General features: G+C 69.3%; 25 protein-coding genes and 2 tRNA genes. 12 read left to right on the top strand and 15 right to left on the bottom strand.

Going from position 1 to position 25,425, the window contains the following annotated elements:
* Positions 1-85 precede the first annotated feature (85 nt).
* The 5 genes from ACFQY2_RS08695 to ACFQY2_RS08675 all read left to right on the top strand — a co-directional run bounded on the left by ACFQY2_RS08695 (position 86) and on the right by ACFQY2_RS08675 (position 5,134).
* Positions 86-1,186 carry a phosphate ABC transporter substrate-binding protein PstS gene (locus ACFQY2_RS08695; RefSeq protein ID WP_378745359.1) on the top strand — a complete coding sequence of 367 codons (1,101 nt, stop codon included), beginning with the start codon at positions 86-88 and terminating at the stop codon, positions 1,184-1,186.
* A 106-nt stretch (positions 1,187-1,292) separates the two neighbouring features.
* Complete coding sequence (pstC, locus tag ACFQY2_RS08690) at positions 1,293-2,270, top strand: phosphate ABC transporter permease subunit PstC (protein ID WP_378746143.1); 978 nt, start codon at positions 1,293-1,295, stop codon at positions 2,268-2,270.
* Between the two features lies 1 nt (position 2,271).
* Positions 2,272-3,354 carry a phosphate ABC transporter permease PstA gene (gene pstA / locus ACFQY2_RS08685; protein WP_378745358.1) on the top strand — a complete coding sequence of 361 codons (1,083 nt, stop codon included), beginning with the start codon at positions 2,272-2,274 and terminating at the stop codon, positions 3,352-3,354.
* Positions 3,355-3,382: 28 nt separating this feature from the next.
* Positions 3,383-4,162: a phosphate ABC transporter ATP-binding protein PstB gene (gene pstB, locus ACFQY2_RS08680; RefSeq protein WP_378745356.1), complete on the top strand. Its 780-nt coding sequence runs from the start codon at positions 3,383-3,385 to the stop codon at positions 4,160-4,162.
* 216 nt (positions 4,163-4,378) lie between these two features.
* Entirely contained in the window at positions 4,379-5,134 is a 756-nt protein-coding gene (locus tag ACFQY2_RS08675; protein WP_378745355.1) for a type IV toxin-antitoxin system AbiEi family antitoxin domain-containing protein, read from the top strand.
* Between the two features lie 257 nt (positions 5,135-5,391).
* Here ACFQY2_RS08675 and ACFQY2_RS08670 read toward each other — a convergent pair whose 3' ends face one another.
* The 5 genes from ACFQY2_RS08670 to ACFQY2_RS08650 form a co-directional block, all read right to left on the bottom strand.
* Entirely contained in the window at positions 5,392-6,273 is an 882-nt protein-coding gene (locus tag ACFQY2_RS08670) for an aminodeoxychorismate lyase (RefSeq protein ID WP_378745354.1), read from the bottom strand.
* Between the two features lie 151 nt (positions 6,274-6,424).
* The gene (locus ACFQY2_RS08665) at positions 6,425-7,054 is read right to left on the bottom strand and encodes a DNA-directed RNA polymerase subunit beta (RefSeq protein WP_378745353.1); all 630 of its coding nucleotides are present in this window, start codon (positions 7,052-7,054) and stop codon (positions 6,425-6,427) included.
* A gap of 20 nt (positions 7,055-7,074) precedes the next feature.
* Positions 7,075-7,881: an anti-sigma factor domain-containing protein gene (locus ACFQY2_RS08660; protein ID WP_378745352.1), complete on the bottom strand. Its 807-nt coding sequence runs from the start codon at positions 7,879-7,881 to the stop codon at positions 7,075-7,077.
* Positions 7,878-8,477 (bottom strand): ECF RNA polymerase sigma factor SigK, encoded by a 600-nt coding sequence (gene sigK, locus ACFQY2_RS08655; RefSeq protein ID WP_378745351.1) that lies wholly within the window; start codon positions 8,475-8,477, stop codon positions 7,878-7,880. The genes ACFQY2_RS08660 and sigK overlap by 4 nt, the downstream gene beginning before the upstream one ends.
* A 38-nt stretch (positions 8,478-8,515) precedes the next feature.
* Entirely contained in the window at positions 8,516-10,222 is a 1,707-nt protein-coding gene (locus tag ACFQY2_RS08650; protein WP_378745349.1) for a cytochrome c biogenesis protein DipZ, read from the bottom strand.
* A 130-nt stretch (positions 10,223-10,352) separates the two neighbouring features.
* On the opposite strand from ACFQY2_RS08650, the gene ACFQY2_RS08645 reads away from it, so the two are divergent.
* From ACFQY2_RS08645 to ACFQY2_RS08635, 3 genes are all read left to right on the top strand, one after another.
* Complete coding sequence (locus ACFQY2_RS08645) at positions 10,353-11,009, top strand: fasciclin domain-containing protein (RefSeq protein ID WP_378745348.1); 657 nt, start codon at positions 10,353-10,355, stop codon at positions 11,007-11,009.
* Positions 11,010-11,133: 124 nt separating this feature from the next.
* A tRNA-Lys gene (locus ACFQY2_RS08640) sits at positions 11,134-11,206 on the top strand.
* A 143-nt stretch (positions 11,207-11,349) separates the two neighbouring features.
* Positions 11,350-12,180, top strand: coding sequence for a serine hydrolase domain-containing protein (locus ACFQY2_RS08635; RefSeq protein ID WP_378745347.1), 831 nt, complete (start codon positions 11,350-11,352; stop codon positions 12,178-12,180).
* On the opposite strand, the gene ACFQY2_RS08630 is transcribed toward ACFQY2_RS08635, so the two are convergent.
* Positions 12,177-12,698 carry a CGNR zinc finger domain-containing protein gene (locus ACFQY2_RS08630; protein ID WP_378745346.1) on the bottom strand — a complete coding sequence of 174 codons (522 nt, stop codon included), beginning with the start codon at positions 12,696-12,698 and terminating at the stop codon, positions 12,177-12,179. The two genes, ACFQY2_RS08635 and ACFQY2_RS08630, sit on opposite strands and share 4 nt — an antisense overlap.
* A 25-nt stretch (positions 12,699-12,723) precedes the next feature.
* Between ACFQY2_RS08630 and ACFQY2_RS08625 the strand changes: the two genes are divergently transcribed.
* Entirely contained in the window at positions 12,724-12,924 is a 201-nt protein-coding gene (locus tag ACFQY2_RS08625; RefSeq protein WP_378745345.1) for a hypothetical protein, read from the top strand.
* A 35-nt stretch (positions 12,925-12,959) separates the two neighbouring features.
* Here ACFQY2_RS08625 and ACFQY2_RS08620 read toward each other — a convergent pair whose 3' ends face one another.
* Both ACFQY2_RS08620 and ACFQY2_RS08615 read right to left on the bottom strand, forming a co-directional pair.
* Positions 12,960-13,739, bottom strand: coding sequence for an SDR family oxidoreductase (locus ACFQY2_RS08620; RefSeq protein WP_378745344.1), 780 nt, complete (start codon positions 13,737-13,739; stop codon positions 12,960-12,962).
* A 24-nt stretch (positions 13,740-13,763) separates the two neighbouring features.
* The gene (locus ACFQY2_RS08615) at positions 13,764-14,420 is read right to left on the bottom strand and encodes a YigZ family protein (RefSeq protein WP_378745342.1); all 657 of its coding nucleotides are present in this window, start codon (positions 14,418-14,420) and stop codon (positions 13,764-13,766) included.
* Between the two features lie 137 nt (positions 14,421-14,557).
* Here ACFQY2_RS08615 and ACFQY2_RS08610 point away from each other — a divergent pair, with 137 nt between their 5' ends.
* Positions 14,558-15,106, top strand: a complete 549-nt coding sequence (locus ACFQY2_RS08610; protein ID WP_378745341.1) for a type 1 glutamine amidotransferase domain-containing protein — start codon at positions 14,558-14,560, stop codon at positions 15,104-15,106.
* A gap of 69 nt (positions 15,107-15,175) precedes the next feature.
* Here ACFQY2_RS08610 and ACFQY2_RS08605 read toward each other — a convergent pair whose 3' ends face one another.
* Both ACFQY2_RS08605 and ACFQY2_RS08600 read right to left on the bottom strand, forming a co-directional pair.
* Complete coding sequence (locus tag ACFQY2_RS08605) at positions 15,176-15,724, bottom strand: DUF1697 domain-containing protein (RefSeq protein ID WP_378745340.1); 549 nt, start codon at positions 15,722-15,724, stop codon at positions 15,176-15,178.
* Positions 15,721-16,317: an isochorismatase family protein gene (locus tag ACFQY2_RS08600; RefSeq protein ID WP_378745339.1), complete on the bottom strand. Its 597-nt coding sequence runs from the start codon at positions 16,315-16,317 to the stop codon at positions 15,721-15,723. Before ACFQY2_RS08600 ends, ACFQY2_RS08605 begins: the two co-directional genes overlap by 4 nt.
* 458 nt (positions 16,318-16,775) lie before the next feature.
* Here ACFQY2_RS08600 and ACFQY2_RS08595 point away from each other — a divergent pair, with 458 nt between their 5' ends.
* Positions 16,776-18,485 carry a sodium:solute symporter family protein gene (locus tag ACFQY2_RS08595; RefSeq protein ID WP_378745337.1) on the top strand — a complete coding sequence of 570 codons (1,710 nt, stop codon included), beginning with the start codon at positions 16,776-16,778 and terminating at the stop codon, positions 18,483-18,485.
* A 19-nt stretch (positions 18,486-18,504) separates the two neighbouring features.
* On the top strand, positions 18,505-18,642 hold the full coding sequence (locus tag ACFQY2_RS08590) for a putative transporter small subunit (protein WP_378745336.1): 138 nt from the start codon (positions 18,505-18,507) through the stop codon (positions 18,640-18,642).
* 56 nt (positions 18,643-18,698) lie between these two features.
* On the opposite strand, the gene ACFQY2_RS08585 is transcribed toward ACFQY2_RS08590, so the two are convergent.
* From ACFQY2_RS08585 to topA, 5 genes are all read right to left on the bottom strand, one after another.
* A tRNA-Thr gene (locus ACFQY2_RS08585) sits at positions 18,699-18,770 on the bottom strand.
* Positions 18,771-18,848: 78 nt separating this feature from the next.
* Positions 18,849-20,399: an alpha/beta hydrolase gene (locus tag ACFQY2_RS08580; protein ID WP_378745335.1), complete on the bottom strand. Its 1,551-nt coding sequence runs from the start codon at positions 20,397-20,399 to the stop codon at positions 18,849-18,851.
* Positions 20,396-21,553, bottom strand: a complete 1,158-nt coding sequence (locus ACFQY2_RS08575; protein WP_378745334.1) for a DNA polymerase III subunit delta' — start codon at positions 21,551-21,553, stop codon at positions 20,396-20,398. Before ACFQY2_RS08575 ends, ACFQY2_RS08580 begins: the two co-directional genes overlap by 4 nt.
* Before the next feature lie 334 nt (positions 21,554-21,887).
* Positions 21,888-22,508: a dTMP kinase gene (tmk, locus tag ACFQY2_RS08570; protein ID WP_378745332.1), complete on the bottom strand. Its 621-nt coding sequence runs from the start codon at positions 22,506-22,508 to the stop codon at positions 21,888-21,890.
* The gene (gene topA / locus ACFQY2_RS08565) at positions 22,505-25,366 is read right to left on the bottom strand and encodes a type I DNA topoisomerase (RefSeq protein ID WP_378745331.1); all 2,862 of its coding nucleotides are present in this window, start codon (positions 25,364-25,366) and stop codon (positions 22,505-22,507) included. Before topA ends, tmk begins: the two co-directional genes overlap by 4 nt.
* Positions 25,367-25,425 lie beyond the last annotated feature (59 nt).

Here is a 25,425-nt window from a genome sequence, read left to right as displayed (position 1 = left end):
GGGTCAATCTCGTTAACCGAGGCTCCTACTGTCGCTGTGTGCCCTGCACCGGGCCAGTACCCCTTCCTCGATCGAACGGACCACAGTGAAGATCTCCCGCATCGCTCGTATCAGCGCCGTCGGCGCGGTCGCCGCCCTCGCACTCGCCGGCTGCGCCGCGAACGAGGCCGGCACGCCCGCAGGCCCCGACGCGGCCGCCGCCTCCACGCTCGAGGGCACCCTGAAGGCGACCGGCGCGTCGTCCCAGGGCTCCGCGCAGGAGGCGTGGGTCGCCGCGTTCCAGACCGCCAACCCGGACGTCACCATCAACTACGAGCCGACCGGCTCGGGCACGGGCCGCGAGAACTTCATCGCGGGCGCCAGCAGCTTCATCGGCTCGGATCGCGCGTTCAGGACCGACGAGTTCGCCGACGGCTTCAAGACCTGCGCGACCGATGCGATCGTCGAGGTGCCGCTGTACATCTCCCCCGTCGCCATCGCCTTCAACCTCGACGGCGTCGACACCCTGAACCTCGACGCGAAGACGATCGCGGGAATCTTCGCGGGCACCATCGCGAACTGGAACGACCCCGCCATCGCCGACCAGAACGACGGCGTCGACCTGCCGGACCTGGCGATCTCCCCCGTGCACCGCTCGGATCCCTCCGGCACTCAGGAGACCTTCACCAAGTACCTCAGCGCGACTGCCGGTGACGTGTGGACGTACGAGCCGGCGGACGTGTGGCCGATCAAGAGCGGCGAAGCCGCGCAGGGCACATCCGGCGTCGTGCAGGCGATCAAGGCGGGCAACGGTGCGATCGGATTCGCGGACGCATCGCAGGTCGCCGGCCTGGGTCAGGTGCACGTCGGTGTCGACGGCGAGTACGTGCCGTACTCCGCCGAGGCGGCGTCCGCGCTCGTCGAGAACTCTCCTCTGGAGGAGGGGCGCAGCGCCGGGGACCTGGTCTTCGACGTCGACCCTGCTGCGGCGAAGGCCGGTTCCTACCCGATCGCGCTGGTCAGCTACCTGATCGCGTGCGAGGAGTACGCGGACGCGAACACCGCATCGCTGGTGAAGTCGTACCTCGAGTACGTCGCCGGCGAGGACGGCCAGAAGGCCGCCGCCGACAATGCCGGCAGCGCGCCGATCTCCGCCGGCCTCCGCGAGAAGGTGCTCGCCGCCATCGACACCATCAAGGTCGGCTGATGACAGCCCGCTGACAGCTCCGATGCCCTCGCGTCCGATCCGGCGCGGGGGCATCGGAGGGCCTACCCGCCGCTCGCCCCCATCGAAAACGGAGACCATGAGCACGATGACCACCTCGGCACCGCCGGAAGCTCCCGCCCCGCCGCCGTCCCGACCGGCGCGGATCCGGGCGAAGCAGCGGATCGGCGACCGGGTCTTCTCGGGCACCGCGCTCGGCGCCGGCCTCGTCATCCTCGTCGTGCTCGCCGCGGTCGCGGTGTTCCTCGTCGTGCAGAGCCTGCCCGCGTTCTCCCCGGACACCACCGAGAACCACATCCTGAAGGGCCGGTCGTTCTGGGAGTACGTCGGACCGCTGGCGTTCGGCACCGTCTGGGCATCGCTGATCGCCCTGCTCATCGCCACGCCCATCTCCATCGGCATCGCGCTCTTCATCTCGCACTACGCCCCGCGGCGGCTCGCCGGCGTGCTGGGCTACGTCATCGACCTGCTCGCCGCCGTCCCGTCGGTCGTCTTCGGGCTGTGGGGTGGTCTGGTGCTCGCGCCGCTGCTGCAGCCCGTCTACGCGTGGTTGAACGCCAACGCCGGCTGGATCCCGTTCTTCGGCGGTCAGGTCTCCTCCACCGGGAAGACCATCATGACCGCGTCGCTCGTGCTGGCGGTCATGGTCATTCCGATCATGACCGCCATCTGCCGCGAGGTGTTCCTGCAGACCCCGAAGCTGCATGAGGAGGCCGCGCTCGCGCTCGGCGCCACCCGCTGGGAGATGGTGCGCATGGCCGTGCTGCCCTTCGCTCGCGGCGGGATGGTCTCCGCCGTCATGCTCGCGCTGGGCCGCGCCCTCGGCGAGACCATGGCCGTGACTATGGTCCTCTCGCCCGCCGCCGTGTACAGCTTCCTGGTGCTCACCGCGACGAACCCGACCCCCATTCCGGCGAACATCGCGCTCGCGTTCCCCGAGGCGCACGACACCGGGGTGAACACGCTCATCGCGACCGGCCTGGTCCTGTTCATCGTGACCTTCGCCGTCAACGCCGTGGCGCGCTGGATCGTCGCCCGCCGTGCCGAGTTCTCCGGAGCCAACTGACATGACCTCGATCACGCTCACCGCGCGCAGCACCGCGCTCACCTCCGGCAGACTCGCCTCCTGGGTGCCGTGGGCCCTGCTGGGCGCGTCCTTCGCCAGCTCCTTCGCCGTCTTCGGGGTGCTCTCCGCCGGCGGCGAACTCGCCGACTTCAACATCGCCGGCGCGGTGGCGGTCGGCGCCGCGATCTACCTGGTGCTCATCACCGTGGTGGCGTCGATCGCCGAGAGCCGCCGCAAGGCGGTCGACCGGCTGATGACGGCGCTGGTCGCCACAGCGTTCCTGATCGCGCTGCTGCCGCTGATCTCCCTGCTGTGGACCGTCGTGGCGAACGGCCTGCACCGCTTCGACGCCGAGTTCTTCTCGTTCTCGATGCGCAACATCGTCGGTGAGGGCGGCGGGATCGCGCATGCCATCTGGGGAACCGTGCTGGTGACTCTGATGGCCACCGTGATCGCCGTGCCGGTGGGGCTGATGACCTCGATCTACCTCGTCGAGTACGGACGGGGCCGCATCGCCAAGGGCGTCACGTTCTTCGTCGACGTGATGACCGGCATCCCCTCGATCGTGGCCGGTCTGTTCATCTACTCGGTGTTCGCGCTGTTCATCCGTCCGGGCATCTCGATGGGTTTCATGGGCGCACTGGCGCTCGCGGTGCTGATGGTGCCGGTGGTGGTCCGAGGCAGCGAGGAACTGCTGCGGATCGTGCCCAACGAGCTTCGGGAGGCCGCCTACGCCCTCGGCGTGCCGAAGTGGCTGACCATCCTCAAGGTGGTGCTTCCCACCTCCATCGCCGGCATCACCACATCGGTGATGCTCGCCATCGCACGCGTGATCGGCGAGACGGCCCCGCTGCTGCTCACGGCGGGATTCACTGCCAGCCTCAACACCAACCTGTTCGACGGCCAGATGATGACCCTGCCGGTGTTCGCGTACAACTCCTACATGAACCAGGGCACCGCGGCCGACGCCTCGGTGGCACGCGCCTGGGCGGCCGCCCTCACGCTGATCCTGATCGTCATGGTCCTGAACCTCGTCGCGCGCCTGATCGCGAAGTGGTTCGCCCCGAAGACCTCCGGCCGCTGAGCCGCATCCGACCCGAAGGAATCCCGACATGTCCAAGAGCATCGAAGTCAACGATCTGAACGTCTACTACGGCGACTTCCTGGCGGTGGAGGGCGTGTCCCTCGAGATCCGGCCGCGCAGCGTCACCGCCTTCATCGGCCCGTCCGGCTGCGGCAAGTCCACCTTCCTGCGCACCCTGAACCGCATGCACGAGGTGATCCCCGGCGCTCGCGTGGAGGGCGAAGTGCTGCTGGACGGCAACGACCTGTACGCACCCGGGGTCGACCCCGTGCTGGTGCGCCGCCAGGTGGGCATGGTCTTCCAGCGTCCCAATCCGTTCCCGACCATGTCGATCAGGGAGAACGTCCTGGCCGGGGTCAAGCTGAACAACAAGCGCATGTCGCGCTCCGACGAGGACGCCCTGGTGGAGCAGTCGCTGACCGGCGCCAACCTGTGGAACGAGGTCAAGGACCGTCTCGACAAGCCGGGATCGGGCCTCTCCGGCGGCCAGCAGCAGAGGCTGTGCATCGCACGCGCGATCGCCGTGTCGCCCGAGGTGATCCTCATGGACGAGCCGTGCTCGGCCCTGGACCCGATCTCCACCTACGCGATCGAGGAGCTGATCGGCGAGCTGAAGAACGAGTACACGGTCGTGATCGTGACGCACAACATGCAGCAGGCCAGCCGCGTCTCCGACCGCACCGCGTTCTTCAACATCGCGGGCACCGGCAAGCCCGGCAAGCTCATCGAGTACGACGACACCGCGACGATCTTCACCACCCCGTCCGTGCAGGCCACGGAGGACTACGTCTCCGGGCGCTTCGGCTGACCCCGGCGACGCCGCCTCGTCATCCGCCGCCGGTTCGTCATCCGGAGCATCCGCGCGGGACGCGGCGCGTCGCCACGTGACACGCCGTACCGACGACATTGGCTCCGGGCGAGGGGACGGATCGTTCGCCCTGCACAACTGCGCTGCGCCGGCGAGTTGTCCACGATCACTGGGACCCCGGCTTCTCCTCGTCGACCGCTCCGACACACTCGCAGGATGCTCGACTCGATCCTGCGGCAACTCGGCGGTGTCGCGCGCACGGCGACGCTTCGTGCGCAGGGAGTGACGACGCGGCGGTTGCGCGAGGCCGTGGGTGCCGGCGAGATCGTGAAGATCCGGCGCGGGCTGTACGCCTCACCGGATGCGCCTTCGGTGGTGCGCCACGCGGCCGAGCACGGCGGCGTGCCCGGGTGCGCGGATGCCGCGGACCGGCTCGGGCTGTGGCTGCTGGAGCGCGGCCGGAGTTGTGTGTGGCTGGGTCGAGCGGGCGAGGCGCACCCGGGTTGTGGGAACTGCCACGTGCACTGGACCGACGGCACGGCCGTCTTCGGCCGGCTCCCTCCCGTCGAGGTCGTGCTGCTGCAGCTGCTCGAGTGCTTCGACGACGAGACGTTCTTCGCCGCTTACGAGTCGGCGCTGCGGTTGATGAAGATCTCACCGAGCGGCATAGCCTGGCTCCGGCAGCGGATGCCGGTCGGCAAGCGCTGGCTGATGAGCGTCGCGCGCTCGGATGCCGACAGCGGGCTGGAGTCGCTCGTCCGGCTGCGACTGCATCTGCTCGGCATCCGGGTTCGGACTCAGATCCGTATCGACGGCGTGGGCGAGATCGACATCGTCATCGGCGACCGACTCCTGATCGAGTGCGACGGGCGTGAGAATCACGAGCGCGCGGCCGAGCGGCACAAGGATCTGCTGCGGGACGCCGCAGCAGCCGCCCTCGGATACGAGACGCTGCGGTTCGATTACGGATGATCGTCCACGGCTGGCCGCGCGTCGAGGCCGCGATCCTGGCCAAGATCGCCGAGGGCGCGCACCTTCGCCGCTGACGTCTTCCGCAGCAGCCCCCGCCTGCCGTCTGCTGCCGATCAGCTGCTGCCTGTGCCGTCGTCCCGTCGTCCCGTCGTCCCGTCGTCCGGAGCCTCCGCGCGGGAGGCGGCGTGTCGCCACATCCCGGCGGACGACACGCCGGAGGGCTCCGGGCGACCGCACGCGCGGGCGCCGCCCGGGACTCAGCGCGGCGAGAGCAGGTGGGTGTTCAGCTGCGCCGTGAGCGCGGGATCGGATGCCAGCGGCGCGCCGTCCACGGCCGTGATGGCCACGGCCAGGCGGATGCTGGAGACCAGCCACGCGGCATCCGCGGTCGCCAGATCGGATGTGGTCAGCGTGGCGTAGCGCGTGCGGAAGCCGCGCGACTCCAGATACTCGTACACGCTCAGCTGGGTCGTCCCGTGCAGGATGCCGCCGGAGGGCGCCGGTGTGATGAAATCGTCGCCCACACGCAGGATGAGCGACGCCGTGGGCGCTTCGAGGACATGCCCGTCCGGTGTGACGAAGACCGCGTCGTCCGCTCCGCGCCGGTGCGCTTCGCGCAGCGCCGCCATGTTCACCGCGTACGAGAGCGTCTTCGCGCCCAGCAGCAGCCACGGCGCGCGCTGTCCGGCTTCCAGGTCGTAGCCGCGGTCGAGGGTGACCACGCGCACCCCGTCCCGGCGCACCGCGGTGAAGTCCGGCGCCGGAGAGGCGGTCGCCCACGCGGTGGGTGCCGGGCCGTGCTCCACCCCCCGGCTGAGGATCAGCTTGACCACGGCCTCCCCCGAGGGGACGAGGCGCGCGGCGGTGGCCACGGCCTGGCGCCACTGCTCGGCGTTGGGCACCGGAAGGTCGCAGAGCCGCGCGGAATGCGCCAGTCGCTGCACGTGCGCTTCGACCTCGTTCGCGTGCCCGTCGATCACGCCGATGGACTCGAACACGCCGTCTCCGCGCTGAGTGCTGAACTCGCCCACGCTGAGCGCCGGAGCCGCCACATCCATCGGTGTGAAGGTGGCGGAGAAGTCGTCGCGCGTGTCCGCGGCGTCGACCGGAGCGATCATCAGAGCGAAGCGCTGGAGCATGCCCTCAGCTTAGGACGGCCAGGAATACCAGAGCGGGAGAGGCGTTACACTGGAACGGCCGGGCCGCATAACCCCGGGCTCCAAATTCTGCCGCTGCGAGCGGCCTTCCGCCGAGAGGCGTTCTTGCGGTCCGGCTCTTTCATGCCCGCATTCAGGTCAGTGCGCCGCTGCGCCAGAGGCCGGCTGCCGCCGTCAGATCATCGGCGTAACCGCTCAGCCGCAGGGCCCGGCGGGTGAGGTCGCTCGCCCGTCCCGGCTCCGTCGGCTCGTAGTCGTCGGCGGTGTGCGTGGCGCCGGAGGCCTGCACCCGGCAGTACGCGGCCGCGCGTTCCAACGCCACGGCGAAATCTCCCTGGAAGACGCCACGCAGGATGGTGTCGACCAGCGCGGTGAGCTCGTCGGGACTGGCGGGCGTCGGAGCGCCGGCGATCGCGGCATCCGCCGATCTCAGCTCGACCCGCCCGCGCTCGTACAGCAGTGCTGCCGTCGCGGAGTCGCTGCGGATAGCGATCTGCAGCAGGTAGAGGCGCCACAGCGCCCCCGGAAGCGAGCGCGACGGGGCGATCGACCACAGCTCGGCGATGTCGTCGATCCCGTGCTCGGCGGTGAACGCGATCAGGCGCTCGGTCGTCTCTCCCGTCGCATCCTGCCTGGCGCGTCGGAGCAGGGCGGATGCCGTCGCATGCGCGACACGGGACTTCTCGGCGGGATCCGACGCCCCGACGAGCTTGTCGAAGGCTGCGGACGGACGCCGGACGGGGCGGTGGAACTGCTCGGGCATCCGTCCAGCGTACGCGCGCTTCACGCGGTCGGGATGACGAAGATCGGATCACTCGTCGGCGCGCCCGACGGGGATCCACCGACCTGCTCCACGGTCACGGCGATCGCATCGCCGGCCTGCATGGCCCCGTCGAGCAGTGCCGTCGCCTCGCCGTCGACGGTGTCGAAGACCCCGGCGGAGATCGGCTGATCGCCGCGCACGAACCAGAGCTCGAACGTCTTGTCCGGATCCGGCCGGTCGAGGCCGGATGCCACCAGCACCGCCTCCCCCAGTTGCCCCGACCAGTGCGCCGTGGCGGTGGCGCCCGAATCCAGGCGCACGGTGGCCTGTTCGGCGTCCGGCGCGGAGCGGATCTCATCGAGGGCGACCACGGATGCCGGGCGCTGCAGCTGGGAGACGACGATCGCGGTCGCGATGCCGCCGCCGACGAGGAGGACCAGGCAGGCCGCCAGCGTGAACAGCGCACGCGACCAGCGTCGCGGACCGCCCGTCGACCGCGTCGTCGGAGATGTGCGGACTGCGGCGGCGTCCACGCGGCCGTCCGCGCGCACCTCCTGCGCGCCCGGGTTCTGCGCTTCCGGGTCCTGCGCTTCCGGATCCTGCGGCGTGGTCGAGATCTGCGCGAGCAGCGCGTCGCGCAGTGCCGACGGCGGCCGGACCGGCTCGAGCGCGGCGGCGAGCGCGGCGGCGGTCTCCACGTCGCGGTCGGCGTCGGACGTCCATTCCGGGTGCTCGGCTCCGGCGAGGGCGAATCGCCGTTCGTCGGCCGCCGAGAGCGCGTGCAGGGCGTGCCCGGCGGCGAGCTGCTGGAACTCCTGCTCGTTCATGTCGACACCCCCATCTCGTTGCGCAATCGCGTCAGCCCGTCCCTCATCCGCGTCTTGACCGTTCCCAGCGGCACGCCGATCAGGGCCGAGATCTCGCTCTGACTGTAGCCGCCGTAGTAGGCCAGGATCAGCGCCTCCTGCTGTGCTTCGGGCAGCCCGGAGAGTGCGCTGACGACCCGCGTGCCTTCGAGTCGTTCCTCGACCGCCTCCTCCACGACGTTCCGGTCGGCCTCGAGGTCGCGCGTGCCGACGCGCACGTCACGATCGGTGCTGGACTGCGAAGCCCGCACCCGGTCCACGGCACGACGGTGCGCGATCGTCAGGATCCACGACCGGCCCTGCCCTCTGTTCGGAGCGAACCGGCCGGCGGATTGCCAGATCTCCAGGAACACCTCCTGCAGGACCTCCTCGCTCTGCGCCCGGTTGGTCAGGACACGGAGGATCAGCGCGAATACGCGAGGCGAGAGCAGATCGTAGAGCTCGGCGAACGCCCGCTGGTCTCCGGCGGCGACGCGGAGAAGGAGGTCGGCGGCGCTGTCCCGCGCCGAACCGTCCTCGGGCACATCCAGGCCGTCAATAACCATTTCCCCCAGCATGCCGCATTCACCTCCTCTCTCCGTGCACGCCGTCCCGTTCACCCGAAGGTGAACGAGTAGACCTCCACGCCTGCAGGAACCTCCACGGTCAGCACTCCGCTGTTCGTGCTCCCCGCCCTGATCGCGTAGGAGCGCGGTGTGCCGTCGACGGTGATCCCCTTCGGCGCGCTGTCGCCGTCGCGCACGGTGATCTCGCCCGAGCCCGCCAGGACGATGCGCACTTCGGCTGCGCGGTACCGGAGACGGATGCTGCCGACGGCCCCGCTCTGCGGCGTCGCGTACTGAGTCCTCACATCCCAGGCGCCGCCCAGGGCGAAGGTGTCCGCAGCCTGCTCGGCCGGCAGGGCATAGGAGGCGGACCCCGCGCGATACGCGTCCGCGCCGCCGTAGTTCACGTCCTTCGACGATCCGAGGAAGGTCTCCGGCGTGGTCGATCCCCGCGCCGGGGTCGTGTCCGCGACCTCGGTCGCGTCCGGGAGCCGCACTCCCGGATCGGCGTCCGCGAGCAGCTCGCGGATCAGTTTCTCCGTGGCGGCGTAGTTCCCCTCGCCGAAGGAGATGTGGCGCACCGTGCCGTCCGCGTCGATGAGGTAGTGGGCGGGCCAGTAGCGGTTGCGGTACGCGGTCCAGGTGGACAGGTTGTTGTCCAGCGCCACCGGGTACGTGATGCGGAAGTCGCGCGCGCCGGCGCTCACGTTCCCGGCGTCCTTCTCGAAGGCGTACTCAGGCGAGTGGACGCCGATCACCTGCAGCCCCGCATCGCGATAGACCCGATCCCACGCGACGACATGCGGGATGGAGCGCTGGCAGTTGATGCACGAGTACGCCCAGAAGTCGACGAGGACCACCTGACCGCGCAGATCCTTCAGATCGACGGGCGCGCCGTTCGCGGTGTTCAGCCACTGCGCGATGCCGCTGATCGCGGGAGCGGCACCGCACTCCTCGAGCTCCGTGGCACCGTTGGTGCAGTTGCTCAGCTCACGGTTCTCGTCGGTGACCAGTCCGCCCAGGTCCAGCGCCTCCCCCTGCTGCTCGGCGAGACCCTCCTGCAGCTGCGCGGTGTAGTCGGGCAGCAGCCGCTGGAGCTGCTGCGGAACGTTGAAGACGAGCCCGGTGGCCAACGCGATCATGGCGATGCCGGCAGCGATGCGCAGCCCGCGCTCGCGGGAGCGGAAGGCGCGGATGCGCTCCACGAGTCCGCGACCGGCGAGCGCGAAGGCAAGCAACGGCACGGCGACGCCGACGGCGAACGAGGCGGTGAGGAACACGGTGTCCACCCCGATCCGGCCGGTGCTCCCGGCGACGATGATCGCAGCCAGCACGGGGCCCGCGCAGGGGACGAACACGGCCCCCAGGGCCAAGCCGACGCCGAATCCGCTGCCGCCGTTGTGCACCTCGCGTCGCGGAATCCACTGGAACGGCCTCTCGAGCAGCTGCTCCAGCCGCGGGACGAGCAGGGCGATGCCGAGCAGCAGCAGAACGCCGATGCCCACCCAGCGGATGATGTCCTGCGGCAGATCGAGCAGTCCGAGCACGAGCGAGCCGACCAGCGTCACGGCGCTGAAGCTCAGCATCAGCCCCGCGATGACGAGATAGGGCCGACGACGCGGTGCCGGCGTCACCTGCCCGTCGAAGCGCGCGGACTGCGCGCCGCCGGTCAGGAAGATGACCGGCAGCACCGGCAGGATGCACGGCGATATGCCCGTGATGAGACCGCCGAGCAGTCCGATGAGGATGAGGTCCATGGTGCGCCTTTCGTCATCCGTTCTTCGGTCCCGGACCCGGGATCGGATTGTCTTCCATCCGATCCCGGGACCGCTCCGAACAACACTCGACGCCGCGGGAGGTCCGCGGCTGCGAACCCCGGAGGTTGAAATGCTCAGCACCAAGAAGAAGATCAGCGCAGCTCTCTCACTCGGCTTCGTCGGCGTCCTCGTGCTCGCCGGCTGCTCGATGGGCGGCGACGACGCCTCGCCGTCGATGGAGCCGAAGGCGGCGGAGACCTCGGAGGCTGCTCCGCAGACCATGGATCCTGCCGCGAACCTCGTCGGCCCTGGCTGCGACGCGTACGCGGCACAGGTTCCTGACGGAGACGGCTCGATCCAGGGCATGTCGCAGGACCCGGTGGCCGTCGCCGCGTCGAACAACCCTCTGCTGACGACGCTGGTCGCCGCCGTGAGCGGACAGCTGAACCCGGATGTGAACCTCGTGGACACCTTGAACGGCAGCGAATTCACCGTCTTCGCACCGGTCGATGACGCGTTCGCGAAGATCGACCCCGCAACCATCGAGGGCCTGAAGACCGACTCGAAGACGCTCTCGTCGATCCTCACGTACCACGTCGTTCCCGGTCAGATCGAGCCCGCCGACATCGCCGGAATGCACAAGACCGTGCAGGGCTCCGAGCTGGACGTCACCGGCTCCGGTGACGCCTGGATGGTCGACGATGCGAACATCATCTGCGGTGGCGTGCAGACCGCCAACGCGACCGTGTACCTCATCGACTCGGTGCTGATGCCGCCGGCCGAGTGAGCCGTGGCGTCGATCGCGATCGACGCACACGTGACCGGGACCGCGGTGGGGAGCGCGTGAACCGGTGAAGTGCCCGCCGACTGTCGTCGGCGGGCACTTTCCTGTCGCCTTAGACTGGACGCACGGGCCTCTAGCTCAGTCGGCAGAGCATCGGACTTTTAATCCGCGGGTCGTGGGTTCGAGCCCCACGGGGCCCACCGTATGATCCTGCAGCGCCGTCGGGCACGGCGTACGGGCACCTGCCGGTCCTGAGCCGTCCCCGCGTCGCCGCATCGGGTGTGGGAGGATTCGGACGCGGCCGATATGACCGGTGCGCACGCGATCCACCTGTGGAGGAGCCATGACGACCCTGGATGACGCACTCGCCCTGATGGAGGCGTGGCCGGTGGACAACGCCGCTGCCGCGGTGGTCGCATCCGACGGCACCGTGCTCGCTGCGCACGGCGATGCCGATCGTCCCTACCGGCTCGCCTCGGTGACCAAGCCGCTCACGGCCTACGCCGTTCTCATCGCCGTCGAAGAGGGCGTGTTCGACCTGGATTCCCCCGCCGGCCCTGCAGGGTCGACCGTGCGTCATCTGCTGGCGCATGCCTCGGGGCTGGACATGACGGAGGATCGTGTGCGAGCCGAACCGGGCGCGCGCCGCATCTACTCGAACCGCGGTTTCGATGCGCTCGCGGCCGCGATCACCGAGCTCTCCGGCATTCCGTTCGCGACGTACCTCGACGAAGCGGTCTTCGCCCCGCTCGGCATGGCGTCCTCTCGGTTGGAGGGCTCCGCCGCCGCGGACGCCGTATCCACCGTGGCGGATCTGGCACGGTTCGCCGCGGAGCTGCAGCGCCCGTCCCTCCTCGCCGCCGAGACCGTCGCACAGGCGACGCAGGTCGCCTTCCCCGGTCTCGACGGGGTTCTGCCCGGATACGGCGTGCAGCGCCCGAACGACTGGGGGCTCGGTTTCGAACTGCGCGACGGCAAGGATCCGCACTGGACGTCGTCCGCGAACTCCCCCGCCACGTTCGGGCACTTCGGGCAGAGCGGCACGTTCCTCTGGGTCGATCCGCGGGCGGGTGTCGCCTGCGTGGCCCTCGCCGACCGTGACTTCGGCCCCTGGGCGATCGAGGCGTGGCCGCCGCTGTCGGATGCCGTGCTCGCGGCGCTGCAGAAGCGTTAGGCGCCCCGCGCCCGGTGCCGTCGCACGGCGTCACGGTTCGCGCAGCGCACCGAGCAGTAGCGTTGACGACCGTTGCGCGTGACGTCGACGATCACGTTCACGCACGGCGAAGCCGCACAACGCCCGAGGCGGTGCATGCCGCGCTCGGTGAGGTGCAGTGCGGTCCCGACGCTGACGACCGCCTCCAGCACATCCGGCAGAGACCGGAGCCGCTCGTCGCGGTAGTGCAGGTGCCAGCCCTCCCCGTCGTGTTCGGTCAGCTGCGGGTAGGCCGCCGCCGCCGCCATCTGGGCGTTCAACGCCGCAGCGCGCGCGGCGTCGTCAGCGGCGTCCACGACACCGAGCCAGGCCTCCACGACCACCCGAGAGCGCGCATGGTCGTCGGGCCGCGGATCGAACGCCATAGTCATCCCGAAATCACGGGTGCGCTGCTCGATGCCGCTCCGATCGTCCGGCCAGTCGTTCGCCAGCGACGCCGCCAGCAGGACCGCGTACTCGCCGTAAGGGTTGAGATGCATAAGACCATTACAGCATCGTGGAGGCATGACCGCATCTCCCACGCTCCCGATCGTCATCCCGAACCCGCAGCTGCTGCACGAGCATGCCTGGGTCAGCGAGTCCGCGCACCGCACATCGGTCGGCGAGACCGTCTATGTGCGCTGCGTCGACTGCGGCGCACGGCGTGTGGACCTGCGCGGCCCCGACGGCATGCCGCCCGCGCCCCAGACGCGCATCGCGGACTGAAGACCGTGGGTCCGGCTGACGACCGCGGGGCCGGGCTAGAGGATGCCGGGGTACGCGCCGCCGTCGATGAGCAGACTCTGCCCCGTGATGTAGCCGGCCTGCTGGGAGCACAGGAACGCGCACGCCGCGCCGAACTCCTCCGGGGCGCCGAAACGTCGCGTCGGGATCCGTTCGGAACCCTCGGCCGCCACCGTCTCGGCGGTGACGCCGCGTTCCTCGGCCTCACGCGCGTGCAGGGAGCGCAGCCGGTCGGTGGCGAAGTAACCCGGCATCAGGAAGTTGATCGTGACGTCGGCGTGCGCGACGTCACGTGCGACACCCGCCAGGAAGCCGGTCAGGCCTGCCCGCGCCCCACTGGAGAGGTCGAGACCAGCGATCGGCATCTTCACCGAGAAGGAGGTGATGTTCACGATCCGACCGAAGCGCCGCTGGATCATGCCGTCGATCACGCGCTGCACGAGTTCGATGGGCGTCGCCATGTTCGCGGTGACCCCGGCCAGGATCGCTTCCCGGCCCACCTCTCGGAAGTCTCGGAATGGCGGCCCGCCGTTGTTGTTGACGAGGATGTCGACCTGCGGCACGGCCTCGACCAGCGCCTGCTGCACCGCGGCATCCGACACGTCTCCCGGTACCTCGATCACCTCCGAGCCGGTCTCCTGACGAATGCGCTCCGCAGACTGTGCGAGAGCGGCCGCATCGCGTCCGTTGACGACGACCGTCGCCCCCTCGGCGGCCAGCCGCGCGGCACAGGCGTGGCCGAGGCCGGCACCGGAGGCGGTGACGACGGCGAAGCGTCCCTGCAGTCCGAGATCCATGAGCCGATTCTCCTCCCGCCGCGTTCAGCGCGGCACGTCGATCACGCGCTCGGCTCCGGTGACGGCAGCCGTCACCGCTCCCGAGGACATCGCGGCGACCTCCGCCTGCAGCGCCGGAAGCTGCCCCGCAGGACACCACACCTCGAAGTGCGCCTCGATGTCGTAGCGGGCTCCGCCCAGCAGGGAGCCGTGCCGGCTCGTCCAGTCACGCAGCAGATTGTCGAGCCGACCGGCGTCGGCATGCGGCACGGCGATGGTCACCTGAGCGAGCACCCTGCGATCGACGAGGGATGCCCGATCCAGCGCCTCGGAGACCGCGGACGAGTACGCCCGCACCAGTCCGCCGGCACCGAGCTTGGTGCCGCCGAAGTACCGGGTGACGACGGCGACGACGTCGGTGAGGTCACGACGGCGCAGCACCTCCAGCATCGGAATCCCGGCCGTTCCGGACGGTTCGCCATCGTCGGACGAGCGCGCACGATCTCCGTCCAGCCCCGTGACCTGTGCGCTGCAGTGATGCCGTGCGTCCCAGTGCCGCCTACGCACGGCGGCGATCGTCTCGTCGGCGTCTTCCGCCGAGGCGACCGGGGAGATCTGCGCGATGAACCGCGACTTGCGGATGACCAGCTCGTGTTCGATCGGCGCGGCGATCGTCGCGGGGTGGGTCACGCGGGCAGCCATGCCTCCAGGGTAGGCCCGAGTGCGCCCGGCAATCCCGCGGGGATAGCACGCCCATGCACGGATGGCCATCCCCTGTTCCCCGCGCGCCCGCTCATCGCATGCTGGTCAGCCCCTCCACCTGACGAAAGGACTCGATGATGACCAGCATCTCCGCGGCCCAGGTCGCCTTTCTCGCGACGAACGGCTACGAGGACAGTGAGCTGACCAGCCCCTGGGAGGCGGTGACCGGCGCCGGCGCGACGGCGACCATGGTGTCGCCCGAATCCGACGAGATCACCGGTAAGAACGGTCACGTGCAGAGCGTGGACCTGCAGGCCGCCGTCGCGTCGGCCGATGACTTCGATGCCCTCGTGCTCCCCGGAGGCGTGGTGAACGCCGACCACCTGCGCCTGGACAGCGACTCGATCGAGTTCGCCCGCGCGTTCTTCGAGCAGAGCAAGCCCGTGGGGGTCATCTGCCACGGCGCCTGGATCCTCATCGAGGCCGGAGTCGTGGACGGTCGCACGCTGACGAGCTATCCGAGTCTCGCCACCGACCTGCGCAACGCGGGTGCGACCTGGGTCGACCGGGAGGTCGTCGTCGACGCGGGTCTGGTGTCCAGCCGTACGCCTGACGATCTGCCCGCCTTCTGCGAGAAGGTGATCGAGGAGATCGGCGAGGGGCCGCACCGCGAACAGCACGCCTGACGCCGCGTCGACGGGCCGCGCCGCGAAGGGCGTGCGCGGCGCGCGACGACGGCAGTTCCGCCTCGTCTCTCAGCTCGGCGCGGTGAGTTCGACGAGCCTGCGCACCGTGTTGATGTTCCGAGCCGTGCCCGCAGTGCGCAGAGCGCGGTCCAGGACGGGCCCGGTCAGCCGTGTCGACGCGGCCCCGCCGGACCCGTAGTCGATCCACAGCTCCCGGCCGATCACCGCGATCCGCTCACCCGCCTGCAGTCGCGGGGTCAGCTGCTCGACCGCATCCACGGCGGCATCACCCTCGAGGAACATCGCATGCACCATCTTGTCTGACGACGCATCCGGGAACGGGTTCGCCTGCTCCACCCGGACCAGCTGCGCATGCGTGCGTGCGATCACCGGTGTGTCGACGTCGAAAGTCTCCGCGATGAGGCTGCGCACCTCCGCGCAGGCGGCGCCCGGATCGTCCGGTGCGTCGCAGATGATGTTCCCGCTCGCGATGTACGTCGACACCTCGCCGAGCCCCGTACGCGCGCCGAGCAGCGCCCGCAGCTCCGACATGGGAACCCGATTGCGGCCCGAGACGTTCACCGCGCGCAGCAGCAGCGCGCACCGTCCGGCGGTCACTCGGCTCCCGAGACGGTTGGACGCCTGGGCACCAGCTCCGCGCCCGCGTGCGCCAGCTCCGCGAGGGCGGCCTCACTGGATTCCGCCCCGACACCGGCCACCAGGTCCGTGAGGACGCGCACGCGCACACCACGGGCGATCGCATCCAGCGCCGATGCACGCACGCAGTGGTCGGTCGCGATCCCCACGACATCCGCGTCGGTCACACCGTGCGCGGAGAGGATCTCACCGACGGTCCCGCCGTCCTCGGCCGTGCCCTCGAACATCGAGTAGGCAGGGCTCCCCTGCCCCTTGCGCACGTGGTGCGTGATGGCATCCGTCACCAGCAACGGGTCGTATGCCGCGCCCTCCGTGTCGGCCACGCAGTGTACGGGCCAGGAGTCCGTGTAGTCGGGCGCCGTCGAGAAGTGCCCGCCGTTGTCGCTGTCCGCATCATGCCAGTCCCGCGAGGCGATGATCACCGCGTAGTCCCCCGCCTGCGCGGCGAGAAGGTCACTGATGCCGGATGCCGCGGCATCTCCGCCCGCCACCGCGAGTGCGCCCCCCTCGGTGAAATCGTTCTGCACGTCGACGATGAGAAGTGCTCTGCTCATGCTGATGAGGGTACCCGTGACGGTCAACCCCGGCACCCTGCACCCTCCTCCGCCTCCCGCGCATTTGACTTGCCCAGCGGGCTTGTTACGTTGGAGAGGCGAGCCGGATGCGCTCGCAGCGCTGCCGTGTGCGCGCATCCGCCCGATCGGGGTCGTCAAACCCCGTCGCAGGTGCGCCACGACTGTGCCTCGTCGTGTGCAGCGACTGCTTCTCCTCCGGCCTCGTGCGAACGCCGAAGTCGTTCGCGCATGCGCGCGTCACCTCGCAGGCGGAGGGGACTGCTGCGTGCGTGCCCGCTGACGATCGGAACTGCATGCCGGCCCGGAAATCACCGCTCCTTCCCACTGACGCCACTCTCGACTCCGGTCCTCTGCTGGCCACCCTGCCCAAACGTTAGCCCGTTCTCTCCTTCCTCGATCCGGCACTTCCGCCGGTCACTTCGACAAGAGAGACCAATATGGAAAATCTGCAGACCCTCGCGGGGCCCGTCGTGGTCCTCCTCATCGTGCTGTTCTTCGGAGGCAGCCTGTACATGTCGCTGCGCATCCGCAAGCGCACCGAGAACGCCGACGGGTACATGACCGGCGGCGGCCGCATCGGATTCGGCATCTCCGCCGCATCCATGACCGCCACCTGGATCTGGGCGTCGTCGATGTACGCCTCCGCCACGTCCGGATACACCTACGGCGTCTCCGGACCCATCCACTACGGGCTCTGGGGTGCCCTGATGATCCTGCTCATCTACCCCTTCGGACGCCGGATCCGGCGCGTGGCTCCGAATGCCCACACTATCGCCGAGGTGATGTTCGCCCGGCACGGACGCTCCAGCCAGCTGATGCTCGCCGGCTCGAACGTGCTCGGCAGCATCATCAGCCTCACCTCGAACCTCATCGCCGGCGGCGCGCTGGTCTCGCTGCTGTCGCCCTTCACGTTCACTCAGGGCATCATCACGATCGGCGCCGGCGTGCTGCTGTACACGCTGTGGTCGGGATTCCGCGCGTCGGTGCTCACGGACTTCGCGCAGGTCGTCGCGATGCTGGGAGCGGTCATCGTGATCATCCCGGTGGTGTTCTTCGCCGCGGGTGGCCCGGGACTCTTCGAGACAGGGGCGGCGAACGTGACGCCGCAGCAGGCGGACTTCTTCTCCTCCGACGCGTTCTTCAACCAGGGTGCGCCGTACATCGCGGCGGTCCTGGCGTACGCGATCGGGAACCAGACCATCGCGCAGCGCCTGTTCGCCGTGCGCGAGGACCTGATCAAGAAGACGTTCATCACGGCGACCTTCGGCTACGGCGCGACGATCATCGGCATCGGGATGCTGGGGGTCATCGCCCTGTACGCGGGGATCACGCCCGAGGGCGGGGACGTGAACAACCTCATCCCCCAGATGGCCGCGACCTACCTGTCGCCGCTGCTGCTGTGCGTGTTCTTCGTGATGATCATCGGCTCGCTCTCGTCGACGGCGGACGCCGACCTCACCGCACTGTCGTCGATCGTCATGGCCGACATCTACGGGCAGAACATCGCCGGGAAGAAGAACGCCAACCCGCGCACGATGGTGCTCATCGGCCGGATCACCATGATCATCGCCATGGTCACCGCCCTGGCGTTCGCCGGATCGCAGCTCAGCATCCTCGATCTGCTGGTCTTCGTCGGCGCGCTGTGGGGAGCACTGGTGTTCCCCGTGATCGCGAGCTTCTACTGGAAGCGCGTGACCAACCTGGCGTTCTCGACCGCGGTCGTGGTGGCCCTGGCAGCGTTCCTGCCCGTGCGCTTCGAGTGGATCGAGCTGACCGGACCGGTGGGGATCGTCTCGGATGTGCTCGCCACGATCGGCATCGGCGTCGTGCTGGGTCTGATGGCCTTCGGATTCTTCGGAAAGCGCGTGGCGCTCATCCTCGGCACGCTCTCGGTCATCGTGTCGGCGCCCTTCACGATCGGGTTCCTGCACACCTACGCGGTGCTGTCGGGCTCGCTGGTCGCCTACGCCGTGTCGACGATCGTCTGCGTCGCGCTGACCCTGCCCAGCAGGAAGGAGGACTTCGACTTCGACCTCATCGCGCAGCGCACCGGGAACTTCGATGACCGCGGCGACTCGGATCTCGACGCCGAACTGGCCGAGCTGGAGTCCGAGTCCGACATCATCACCGACGTCACACGCCGCTGAGGCGGAGAGGAGAAACACCATGGAGATGTCCACCATCGCCCTGACCGCCTACGTGCTGGTCTGGCCGTTCGTCGTCGGGGGTACGCTGTTCGTCATCGTCCGAGCCTTCGTCAAGGAGGCTCGGAAGGCCAAGGCGGAGAACCGCAGCATCATCTGATCGCGCCGCTCGGACACGCGAAAGGCCCGGGATGCTGGCATCCCGGGCCTTGTCTGAGCCACCTGTCAGGATTGAACTGACGGCCTTCCCATTACGAGTGGGATGCTCTACCACTGAGCTAAGGTGGCGTGCGCAGCGGACTGCGGCACGATCAATGATCCTACTACGACCACGCGGTCACCGCGAAACCGAGGCCCGTGCAGCGCTCATCCGCAGCGCAGCCCGTCCTCGGGCTCGGTGCCGTCGATCAGGAACGACTCGACCGCCGCGTCGACGCAGCCGTTGCCCTTGTTGTAGCCGGTGTGTCCCTCACCGACCCGGGTGACGAGAACGCCGTTCTCGAGCTGCTCGGCCAGGGATTCCGACCACGCGTAAGGGGTCGCAGGGTCATTGGTGGTGCCCACGACGACGATCGGGCCGGAACCGGATGCGGCGATCTTCTCGCGCACGCCGGCGGGCGGGTACGGCCAGACCTCGCAGGGGTCCGGCGCCTGCCAGTACGGGGCGAATGTCGGGGCCGTCTTCTCGATGATCTTCAGCGCGGCATCCTCGGCGGCCTTGTCGTCCTCGACGGGATAGTCCATGCAGTTGTACGCGCGGAACGCCTCGGCCGAGTTGTCGGCGTACGTGCCGTCGGGATCACGTCCGTTGTACTGGTCGGCGAGCGCCATCATCACCGACGGGTCGCCCTGCAGCGCCGCCGTGATCCCCTGCGTCAGGTACTGCCAGTTCTGCTCGCTGTACATCGCGGTGATCGTTCCGGTGACCATCGTGTCCACGGTCAGCACCCGCCCGTCGCTGTTCTTCAGGGGCGAGCGGGCGATACTCGCCAGCAGGGCCCTGAAGTCCGCGAGGGCTTCGTCGACGGAGCCGTTGAACGGGCAGTTCCCCACGCTGAGGCAGTCCTCGAGGTAGGCGCGCAGCGCCGCTTCGAACCCGGCCGCCTGAGTGGTTCCCACCTCGAGTCCTGACACCGACGGGTCGATCGCGCCGTCCAGCACCAGACGCTGGGCGCGTTCAGGGTACAGCTTCGCGTACGTCGCCCCGAGGAACGTCCCGTAGGAGTACCCGAGGTAGTTGAGGGTCTTGTCCCCCAGCACACCGCGGATGAGATCGATGTCGCGGGCGGAGTTCACCGTGGTGATGAACGGCAGGATGCCCTGGCTGTTCGCCTCGCACGCCTCGGCATAGCTCTTGTTGCGGGCGGTGAGCTCGGCCTCCCACTCGGGGGTGTTGCGCGTCTGCGCGACGACGCCGTAGTTGTACTCGTCCATCGCCTTCGCGTCCAGGCACGCGACGGCGGTGGAGCGGCCGACGCCGCGCGGGTCGAACCCGATCACGTCGAAGCTCTCGATCAGGTCGGCGCCGACGGCGTAGGTGAGGCTATCGGCGACGAAGTCGTAGCCGCTGCTGCCGGGACCGCCCGGATTGATCAGAAGCGACCCGAGAGCCTTCTTCGTGGCCCGATGACGCACGAGCGCCAGCGAGATGTCGTCTCCGCCCGGGTTCTCCCAGTCCAGGGGCGCGGTGACCTCGGTGCAGTCGAAGCCCGCCCCGCAGGCCTCCCAGCTCAGCTCCTGCGTGTAGTACGAGACCAGGTCGGGCGACACGTCGCTCGCATCCGGAGAGCGCGTCACCGAGGGCGATGCCTCGGGGATCTGCGCGTACAGGCAGCCCGACAGGGCGACGGAGGCGACGACCACGCCGGCCAGCACGGTGACGATTCGGCGCAGGCTGCGCGGGGCTCGGGGGATCACGGGGTCCTTCCACTGGAGATGGTCACCAGAAGACTCTCGGTCGCGAGCAGCGGCGAGACGTTGCGCTCCAGGGACTCACGGGTGTCGGAGATGGCATCGAGCGCGATGAGCGTGCGCTCCACGGGCCATGCCGCGGCGAGCGCTGCGAGCTCCGTCCTCAGCTCGCCGTTGATCAGCTCGCCATCGCGACCGAACTGCAGCATGACCACATCCCGATACATCGACTGCAGATCGGTGAGCACCCGGTCGATGCCGTCGCGCAGGCTGCGGGTGGCGCGCTTGCGCTGATCGTCCTCCAGAGCCGAGACCTGCGAGCGCAGCGCCGGTGGCACGGCCTGTCCTTCGGCGATCCCGACCGTGCGCAGCAGGCTGGCCCGCTCGGCAGCGTCCCGTTCGGCGGTGAGCGCCTTGGCATCGTCGGTGGCCGCCTGGATGATGTGCCCGGCGACCTCGACGGCGGTGCCCACACCGCGCACGCCCAGTACCGCCCGCAGCGTCTCGTCGCGGCGGCGCCGTGCGCCCTCGTCCGTGGCCAGTCGCTGCGCCATGCCGATGTGCCGCTGGGCGTGGCGGGCGGCCTGCTCCGCTGTCGCCTCGTCCGCTCCGGTGCGCAGAGTGATGAGGCGTGCGACGTCGGCGACCTCGGGCTCGCGCAGTCGCACGGCGCGCACCCGCGACCGGATGGTGGGCAGCAGGTCGGCCTCGCTGGGTGCGCACAGCACCCACACGGTCTGCTCGGGCGGCTCTTCCAGCGCCTTCAGCAGCACGTTCGAGGTGCGCTCGACCATGCGATCGGCGTCCTCCACGACGATCACCCGGTACCGGCCGGCAGACGGTGCGAAGTAGGAGCGCTCGACCAGGGAGCGCGCCTCAGCGATGGTGATGATGACCTTGTCGGTGCGCAGGGCGGTGAGGTCGGGATGCGTGCCGGCGAGCACCTGACGCATGGTGTTCTCGTCGTCGGGCCGGTCGGCGATGAGAGCCGCGGCGAAGGCGTAGGCGAGCGTCGAGCGGCCGGATCCGGGCGGCCCCGTGATCAGCCAGGCATGCGACAGCGCTCCCGGATCGGAGGCGGCCTGCCGCAGAGTCTGCACCGCGGCATCCTGTCCCCACACGTCGGACCACGGGAAGGGCGCGGTCAGGGCGGCGGTCATGGTCTCCAGCCTAACCGGGGGTGCGACATCGCCTCTCCCACTGCTCCGTGCTTCTCGCACGCGCGGTCCGGGCGGGGAGCCACATGCCGGTCATGCTAGCCCACAACCGACATCTCCCTCCCCCGCTGTTACGGACACCACTCGGATCTCACCCCGACACTGCCCGCACCGCCCTCCCGTCATGAGGCGGGGAGCCACATGCCGGTCATCCGGGCCCACAACCGACATCTCCCTCCCGGGTTGCCTGCAGCGCCAGGCAGCCGGCAGCGCCACGCCGCCGGCAGCGCCAGGCCGCCGGCGGCGCCGGGCTCGGATGCGGCGAGCACGGGCGTGGTCAGAGCAGCGCGGCGACGCGAGCGCGGATCAGCACCGCGATGTCGTCGGGGTCCCGCGTCGCGTCGACGACGAGGAAGCGCCGGGGCTCCTCGGCGGCGAGGGCGAGGAAGGCCTCCCGCACGCGCGTGTGGAACTCCGCCTTCTCCGCCTCGAGCCGGTCGAAGGGCTTGTCGTCCGCGTCCAGCCGCTGCCTGGCCAGCAGCGGATCGATGTCGAGAAGCACGGTGAGATCGGGCAGCGCGCCGTCGGCGGCCCACAGGGACAGATCACGCACCTGCCGGGCATCGAGCACCCGGCCGGCGCCCTGGTAGGCGACCGAGGAGTCGAGGTACCGATCCTGGATGACGACGTCCCCGCGCTCCAGCGCAGGGCGCACGACGGTGGCGACGTGGTGCGCACGGTCCGCGGCGTACAGCAGCGCCTCGGCGCGCGGGGCGATGTCCCCGCGGTGATGCAGCACGATGTCGCGCACGAGTGCGCCGACCTCCGAGCCACCGGGCTCTCGAGTGCGCACGACGGTGCGTCCGCGTTCGGAGATCCACTCGGCGAGCAGCGCTGCCTGGGTGGACTTCCCCGAGCCGTCGCCGCCCTCGAAGGTGATCCAGAGCCCCGCGGTCACGACCTCGCCTTGGCGGCGTTCGCAGCTCGGGTGGCCGCCGCCTTCTTGGCTGCCGCCGAACGCGCGGCGGCCTTCTCGGCATCCGTCTTCGACGTCGTCGCCTTCTTGGCGGCGGTCGCCTTGGCGGACGTCTTCTTGGCGGGCGTCTTCTTCGCAGGCGCCTTCTTCGCGGGCGCCTTCTTGGCAGCACCGCGCTTGGGCGCAGGACCCTTCGCGCGCTTGTCGGCGAGCATCTGAACGGCGACCTCGTAGGTGATGTCCTCGGGCGTCTGTCCCCGCGGAATCGTCACGTTCGTCACGCTGTCGGTGACGTAGGCGCCGAACCGGCCGTCGCGGATGCGGATGGGCTTGCCGCTGACCGGGTCGGCGTCGAACTCGGCCAGAGCACTGGACGCCTTCCGGGCGCCGTACTTGGGCTGCGCGTACAGCTCCAGCGCCTTCTCCAGCGTGATGTCGAAGATCTGCGACTCGCTCTCCAGCGAACGCGAGTCCGTCCCCTTCTTCAGATAGGGCCCGAAGCGTCCGTTCTGCGCGGTGATCTCCTCGCCGGATTCCGGATCGGTCCCGACCACGCGCGGCAGGCTGAGCAGCTGGAGCGCGGTGTCGAGATCGATGGTCTCGACCGACATGGAGCGGAACAGCGATGCCGTGCGCGGCTTGGGCGCAGCATCCTTCTTCGCACTCTTCTTCTTCGTCTTCGGCGCCTCGACGACCTCGCCCGTGGCGGTGTCGACGGCGTCCTCCTCGGACACCGCGTCGTTCTCCTGCACATACGGGCCGAAGCGGCCGTCCTTGACGACGATCACCTTGCCGTTCTCAGGATTCTCGCCCAGCACGCGGTCGCCGGCGACGGGAGCGTCGATGAGCTCCTGCGCCTTCTCGGCGGTCAGCTCGTCCGGTGCCAGGTCCTCGGGAACGTTGACGATGCGCGGCTTGGCCTCGGGGTCGGCGGGGTCGGCGACCTCCAGGTACGGACCGTACTTGCCGAAGCGCAGCGTGGCGGTGTCGGTGATGCGCGTGGAGTTCAGCGCGCGCGCGTCGATCTCGCCGAGGTTGTCGACGACCTGTCGCAGCCCGACCTGGGTGTCGGAGCCGTAGTAGAACGACTTCAGCCATTCGACGCGGTTCTGCTCGCCACGGGCGATCGCGTCGAGGTCGTCCTCGAGCGCTGCCGTGAAGTCGTAGTCGATCAGGTCGGCGAAGTGCTGCTCGAGCAGGCGCACCACGCTGAAGGAGAGCCACGTCGGAACCAGCGCCTGGCCGCGCTTGATGGCGTAGCCTCGGTCGATCACCGTGCCGATGATGCTGGCGAACGTCGACGGGCGGCCGATGCCGTGCTCCTCGAGCGCCTTCACCAACGACGCCTCCGTGTAGCGGGGCTTCGGCGTGGTGCGGTGGCCCTTGGCCGCGGCATCGGACATCGCCAGCTGGTCGCCGACCGCGACAGCCGGCAGCGACTGGTTCTCGGCGGAATCCTGGGCGTTGCGCTTCTCGTCGCGTCCCTCTTCGTAGGCCTCGAGGAAGCCCTTGAAGGTGTAGACGGTTCCGGATGCCGTGAACTCGACCCTCTTGCCGTCGGCGACGGTCTCCAGGGTGACCGTGGTCGTCTCGTACTTGGCATCCGACATCTGGCTGGCGACCGTGCGCTTCCAGATCAGGTCGTAGAGGCGCTGCTCGTCGCGGTCGAGCGCGGAGGAGACCGACGCGGGCGTTCGGAACGTCTCGCCCGACGGACGGATCGCCTCGTGCGCCTCCTGCGCGTTCTTGCTCTTGGACTTGTACGCGCGCGGCTTCAGCGGCACGGCGGCATCGCCGTACAGCGCCACGGCCTGGCTGCGCGCGGCCTGCAGGGCCTGCGTGCTCAGCGAGACCGAGTCCGTTCGCATATAGGTGATGTACCCCTTCTCATACAGGCGCTGCGCGACGCTCATCGCCTGCTTCGCGCTCATCGAGAGCTTGCGGCCGGCCTCCTGCTGCATGGTGGAGGTGGTGAAGGGGGCGTAGGGGCTGCGTGTGCCCGGCTTGGCTTCGACCTTGCTGACGGTCGCCGTGCCGGTCGCGTCGATGGCCGCGGCGAGCGCCGTGGCATCCGTCTCGCTCAGCACGACGACGGCCTTCTTGAGCGCGCCGGTGTCGGTGAAGTCGGTGCCGCGGGCGAGCTGACCGCCGTCGATGCGCACGAGACGCACGCCGAAGGACTGCCCCGCACCGGTGGAGGAGGTGGCGGATGCCGCGGCCTCGACGTCCCAGTACTCGGCGGAGACGAACGCCATCCGCTCGCGCTCGCGGTCGACGATCATGCGCGTGGCGGCGGACTGCACCCGTCCTGCGGACAGACCGGACTTGACCTTGTACCAGAGCACCGGCGAGATGTCCCAGCCGTACAGGCGGTCGAGGATCCGACGAGTCTCCTGCGCGTCGACGAGCGCCAGGTCGAGTTCGCGGGTGCGGCTGACGGCCGCCTGGATCGCATCCTTGGTGATCTCGTGGAAGACCATGCGCTTGACGGGGACCTTGGGCTTGAGGGTCTCCAGCAGGTGCCAGGCGATCGCCTCGCCCTCGCGGTCCTCATCGGTTGCGAGCAGGACCTCGTCGGCGGTCTTGACGGCACGGCGCAGCTCGGCGACGGTCTTGGTCTTGCGATCGGAGACCACGTAGTAGGGGTCGAAGTCGTTCTCCACGTCGATGGAGTACTTCCCGTACGCCTCCTTGTCGGCGGCGGGGATGTCCTTCTTGTCGGCGAGGTCGCGGATGTGGCCCACGGAGCTCAGCACTTCGTAGTCGTCGCCGAGATATCCCTGGATCGATCGCATCTTCGTCGGGGACTCGACGATGACGAGCTTCTTGCCTTGTGCCAAGAGTGCGTCCTTTCTCCGAAGCACACCATACACACCGCTGTCCTGGGGCGGACACAGGG

The organism is Microbacterium sp. GCM10027623, assembly GCF_042666935.1.
Classification (GTDB): domain Bacteria; phylum Actinomycetota; class Actinomycetes; order Actinomycetales; family Microbacteriaceae; genus Microbacterium.
The sequence above is the reverse complement of the archived record's forward strand: the minus strand, read 5'-3'. Positions and strand labels throughout refer to the sequence as shown.

Bases quoted from the DNA above. Each gene is read 5' to 3' on its own strand.
- ACFQY2_RS08635 (WP_378745347.1), top strand. From the start codon at position 11,350: ATGACGACCCTGGATGACGCACTCGCCCTGATGGAGGCGTGGCCGGTG.
- ACFQY2_RS08650 (WP_378745349.1), bottom strand. From the start codon at position 10,222: ATGGACCTCATCCTCATCGGACTGCTCGGCGGTCTCATCACGGGCATA.
- ACFQY2_RS08620 (WP_378745344.1), bottom strand. From the start codon at position 13,739: ATGGATCTCGGACTGCAGGGACGCTTCGCCGTCGTCACCGCCTCCGGT.
- ACFQY2_RS08625 (WP_378745345.1), top strand. From the start codon at position 12,724: ATGACCGCATCTCCCACGCTCCCGATCGTCATCCCGAACCCGCAGCTG.
- ACFQY2_RS08590 (WP_378745336.1), top strand. From the start codon at position 18,505: ATGGAGATGTCCACCATCGCCCTGACCGCCTACGTGCTGGTCTGGCCG.
- ACFQY2_RS08615 (WP_378745342.1), bottom strand. From the start codon at position 14,420: ATGGCTGCCCGCGTGACCCACCCCGCGACGATCGCCGCGCCGATCGAA.
- ACFQY2_RS08610 (WP_378745341.1), top strand. From the start codon at position 14,558: ATGACCAGCATCTCCGCGGCCCAGGTCGCCTTTCTCGCGACGAACGGC.
- ACFQY2_RS08630 (WP_378745346.1), bottom strand. From the start codon at position 12,698: ATGCATCTCAACCCTTACGGCGAGTACGCGGTCCTGCTGGCGGCGTCG.
- ACFQY2_RS08675 (WP_378745355.1), top strand. From the start codon at position 4,379: ATGCTCGACTCGATCCTGCGGCAACTCGGCGGTGTCGCGCGCACGGCG.
- ACFQY2_RS08575 (WP_378745334.1), bottom strand. From the start codon at position 21,553: ATGACCGCCGCCCTGACCGCGCCCTTCCCGTGGTCCGACGTGTGGGGA.
- ACFQY2_RS08660 (WP_378745352.1), bottom strand. From the start codon at position 7,881: ATGAACGAGCAGGAGTTCCAGCAGCTCGCCGCCGGGCACGCCCTGCAC.
- ACFQY2_RS08600 (WP_378745339.1), bottom strand. From the start codon at position 16,317: ATGAGCAGAGCACTTCTCATCGTCGACGTGCAGAACGATTTCACCGAG.
- ACFQY2_RS08645 (WP_378745348.1), top strand. From the start codon at position 10,353: ATGCTCAGCACCAAGAAGAAGATCAGCGCAGCTCTCTCACTCGGCTTC.
- pstB (WP_378745356.1), top strand. From the start codon at position 3,383: ATGTCCAAGAGCATCGAAGTCAACGATCTGAACGTCTACTACGGCGAC.
- ACFQY2_RS08595 (WP_378745337.1), top strand. From the start codon at position 16,776: ATGGAAAATCTGCAGACCCTCGCGGGGCCCGTCGTGGTCCTCCTCATC.
- pstA (WP_378745358.1), top strand. From the start codon at position 2,272: ATGACCTCGATCACGCTCACCGCGCGCAGCACCGCGCTCACCTCCGGC.
- pstC (WP_378746143.1), top strand. From the start codon at position 1,293: ATGACCACCTCGGCACCGCCGGAAGCTCCCGCCCCGCCGCCGTCCCGA.
- ACFQY2_RS08665 (WP_378745353.1), bottom strand. From the start codon at position 7,054: ATGCCCGAGCAGTTCCACCGCCCCGTCCGGCGTCCGTCCGCAGCCTTC.
- sigK (WP_378745351.1), bottom strand. From the start codon at position 8,477: ATGCTGGGGGAAATGGTTATTGACGGCCTGGATGTGCCCGAGGACGGT.
- ACFQY2_RS08670 (WP_378745354.1), bottom strand. From the start codon at position 6,273: ATGCTCCAGCGCTTCGCTCTGATGATCGCTCCGGTCGACGCCGCGGAC.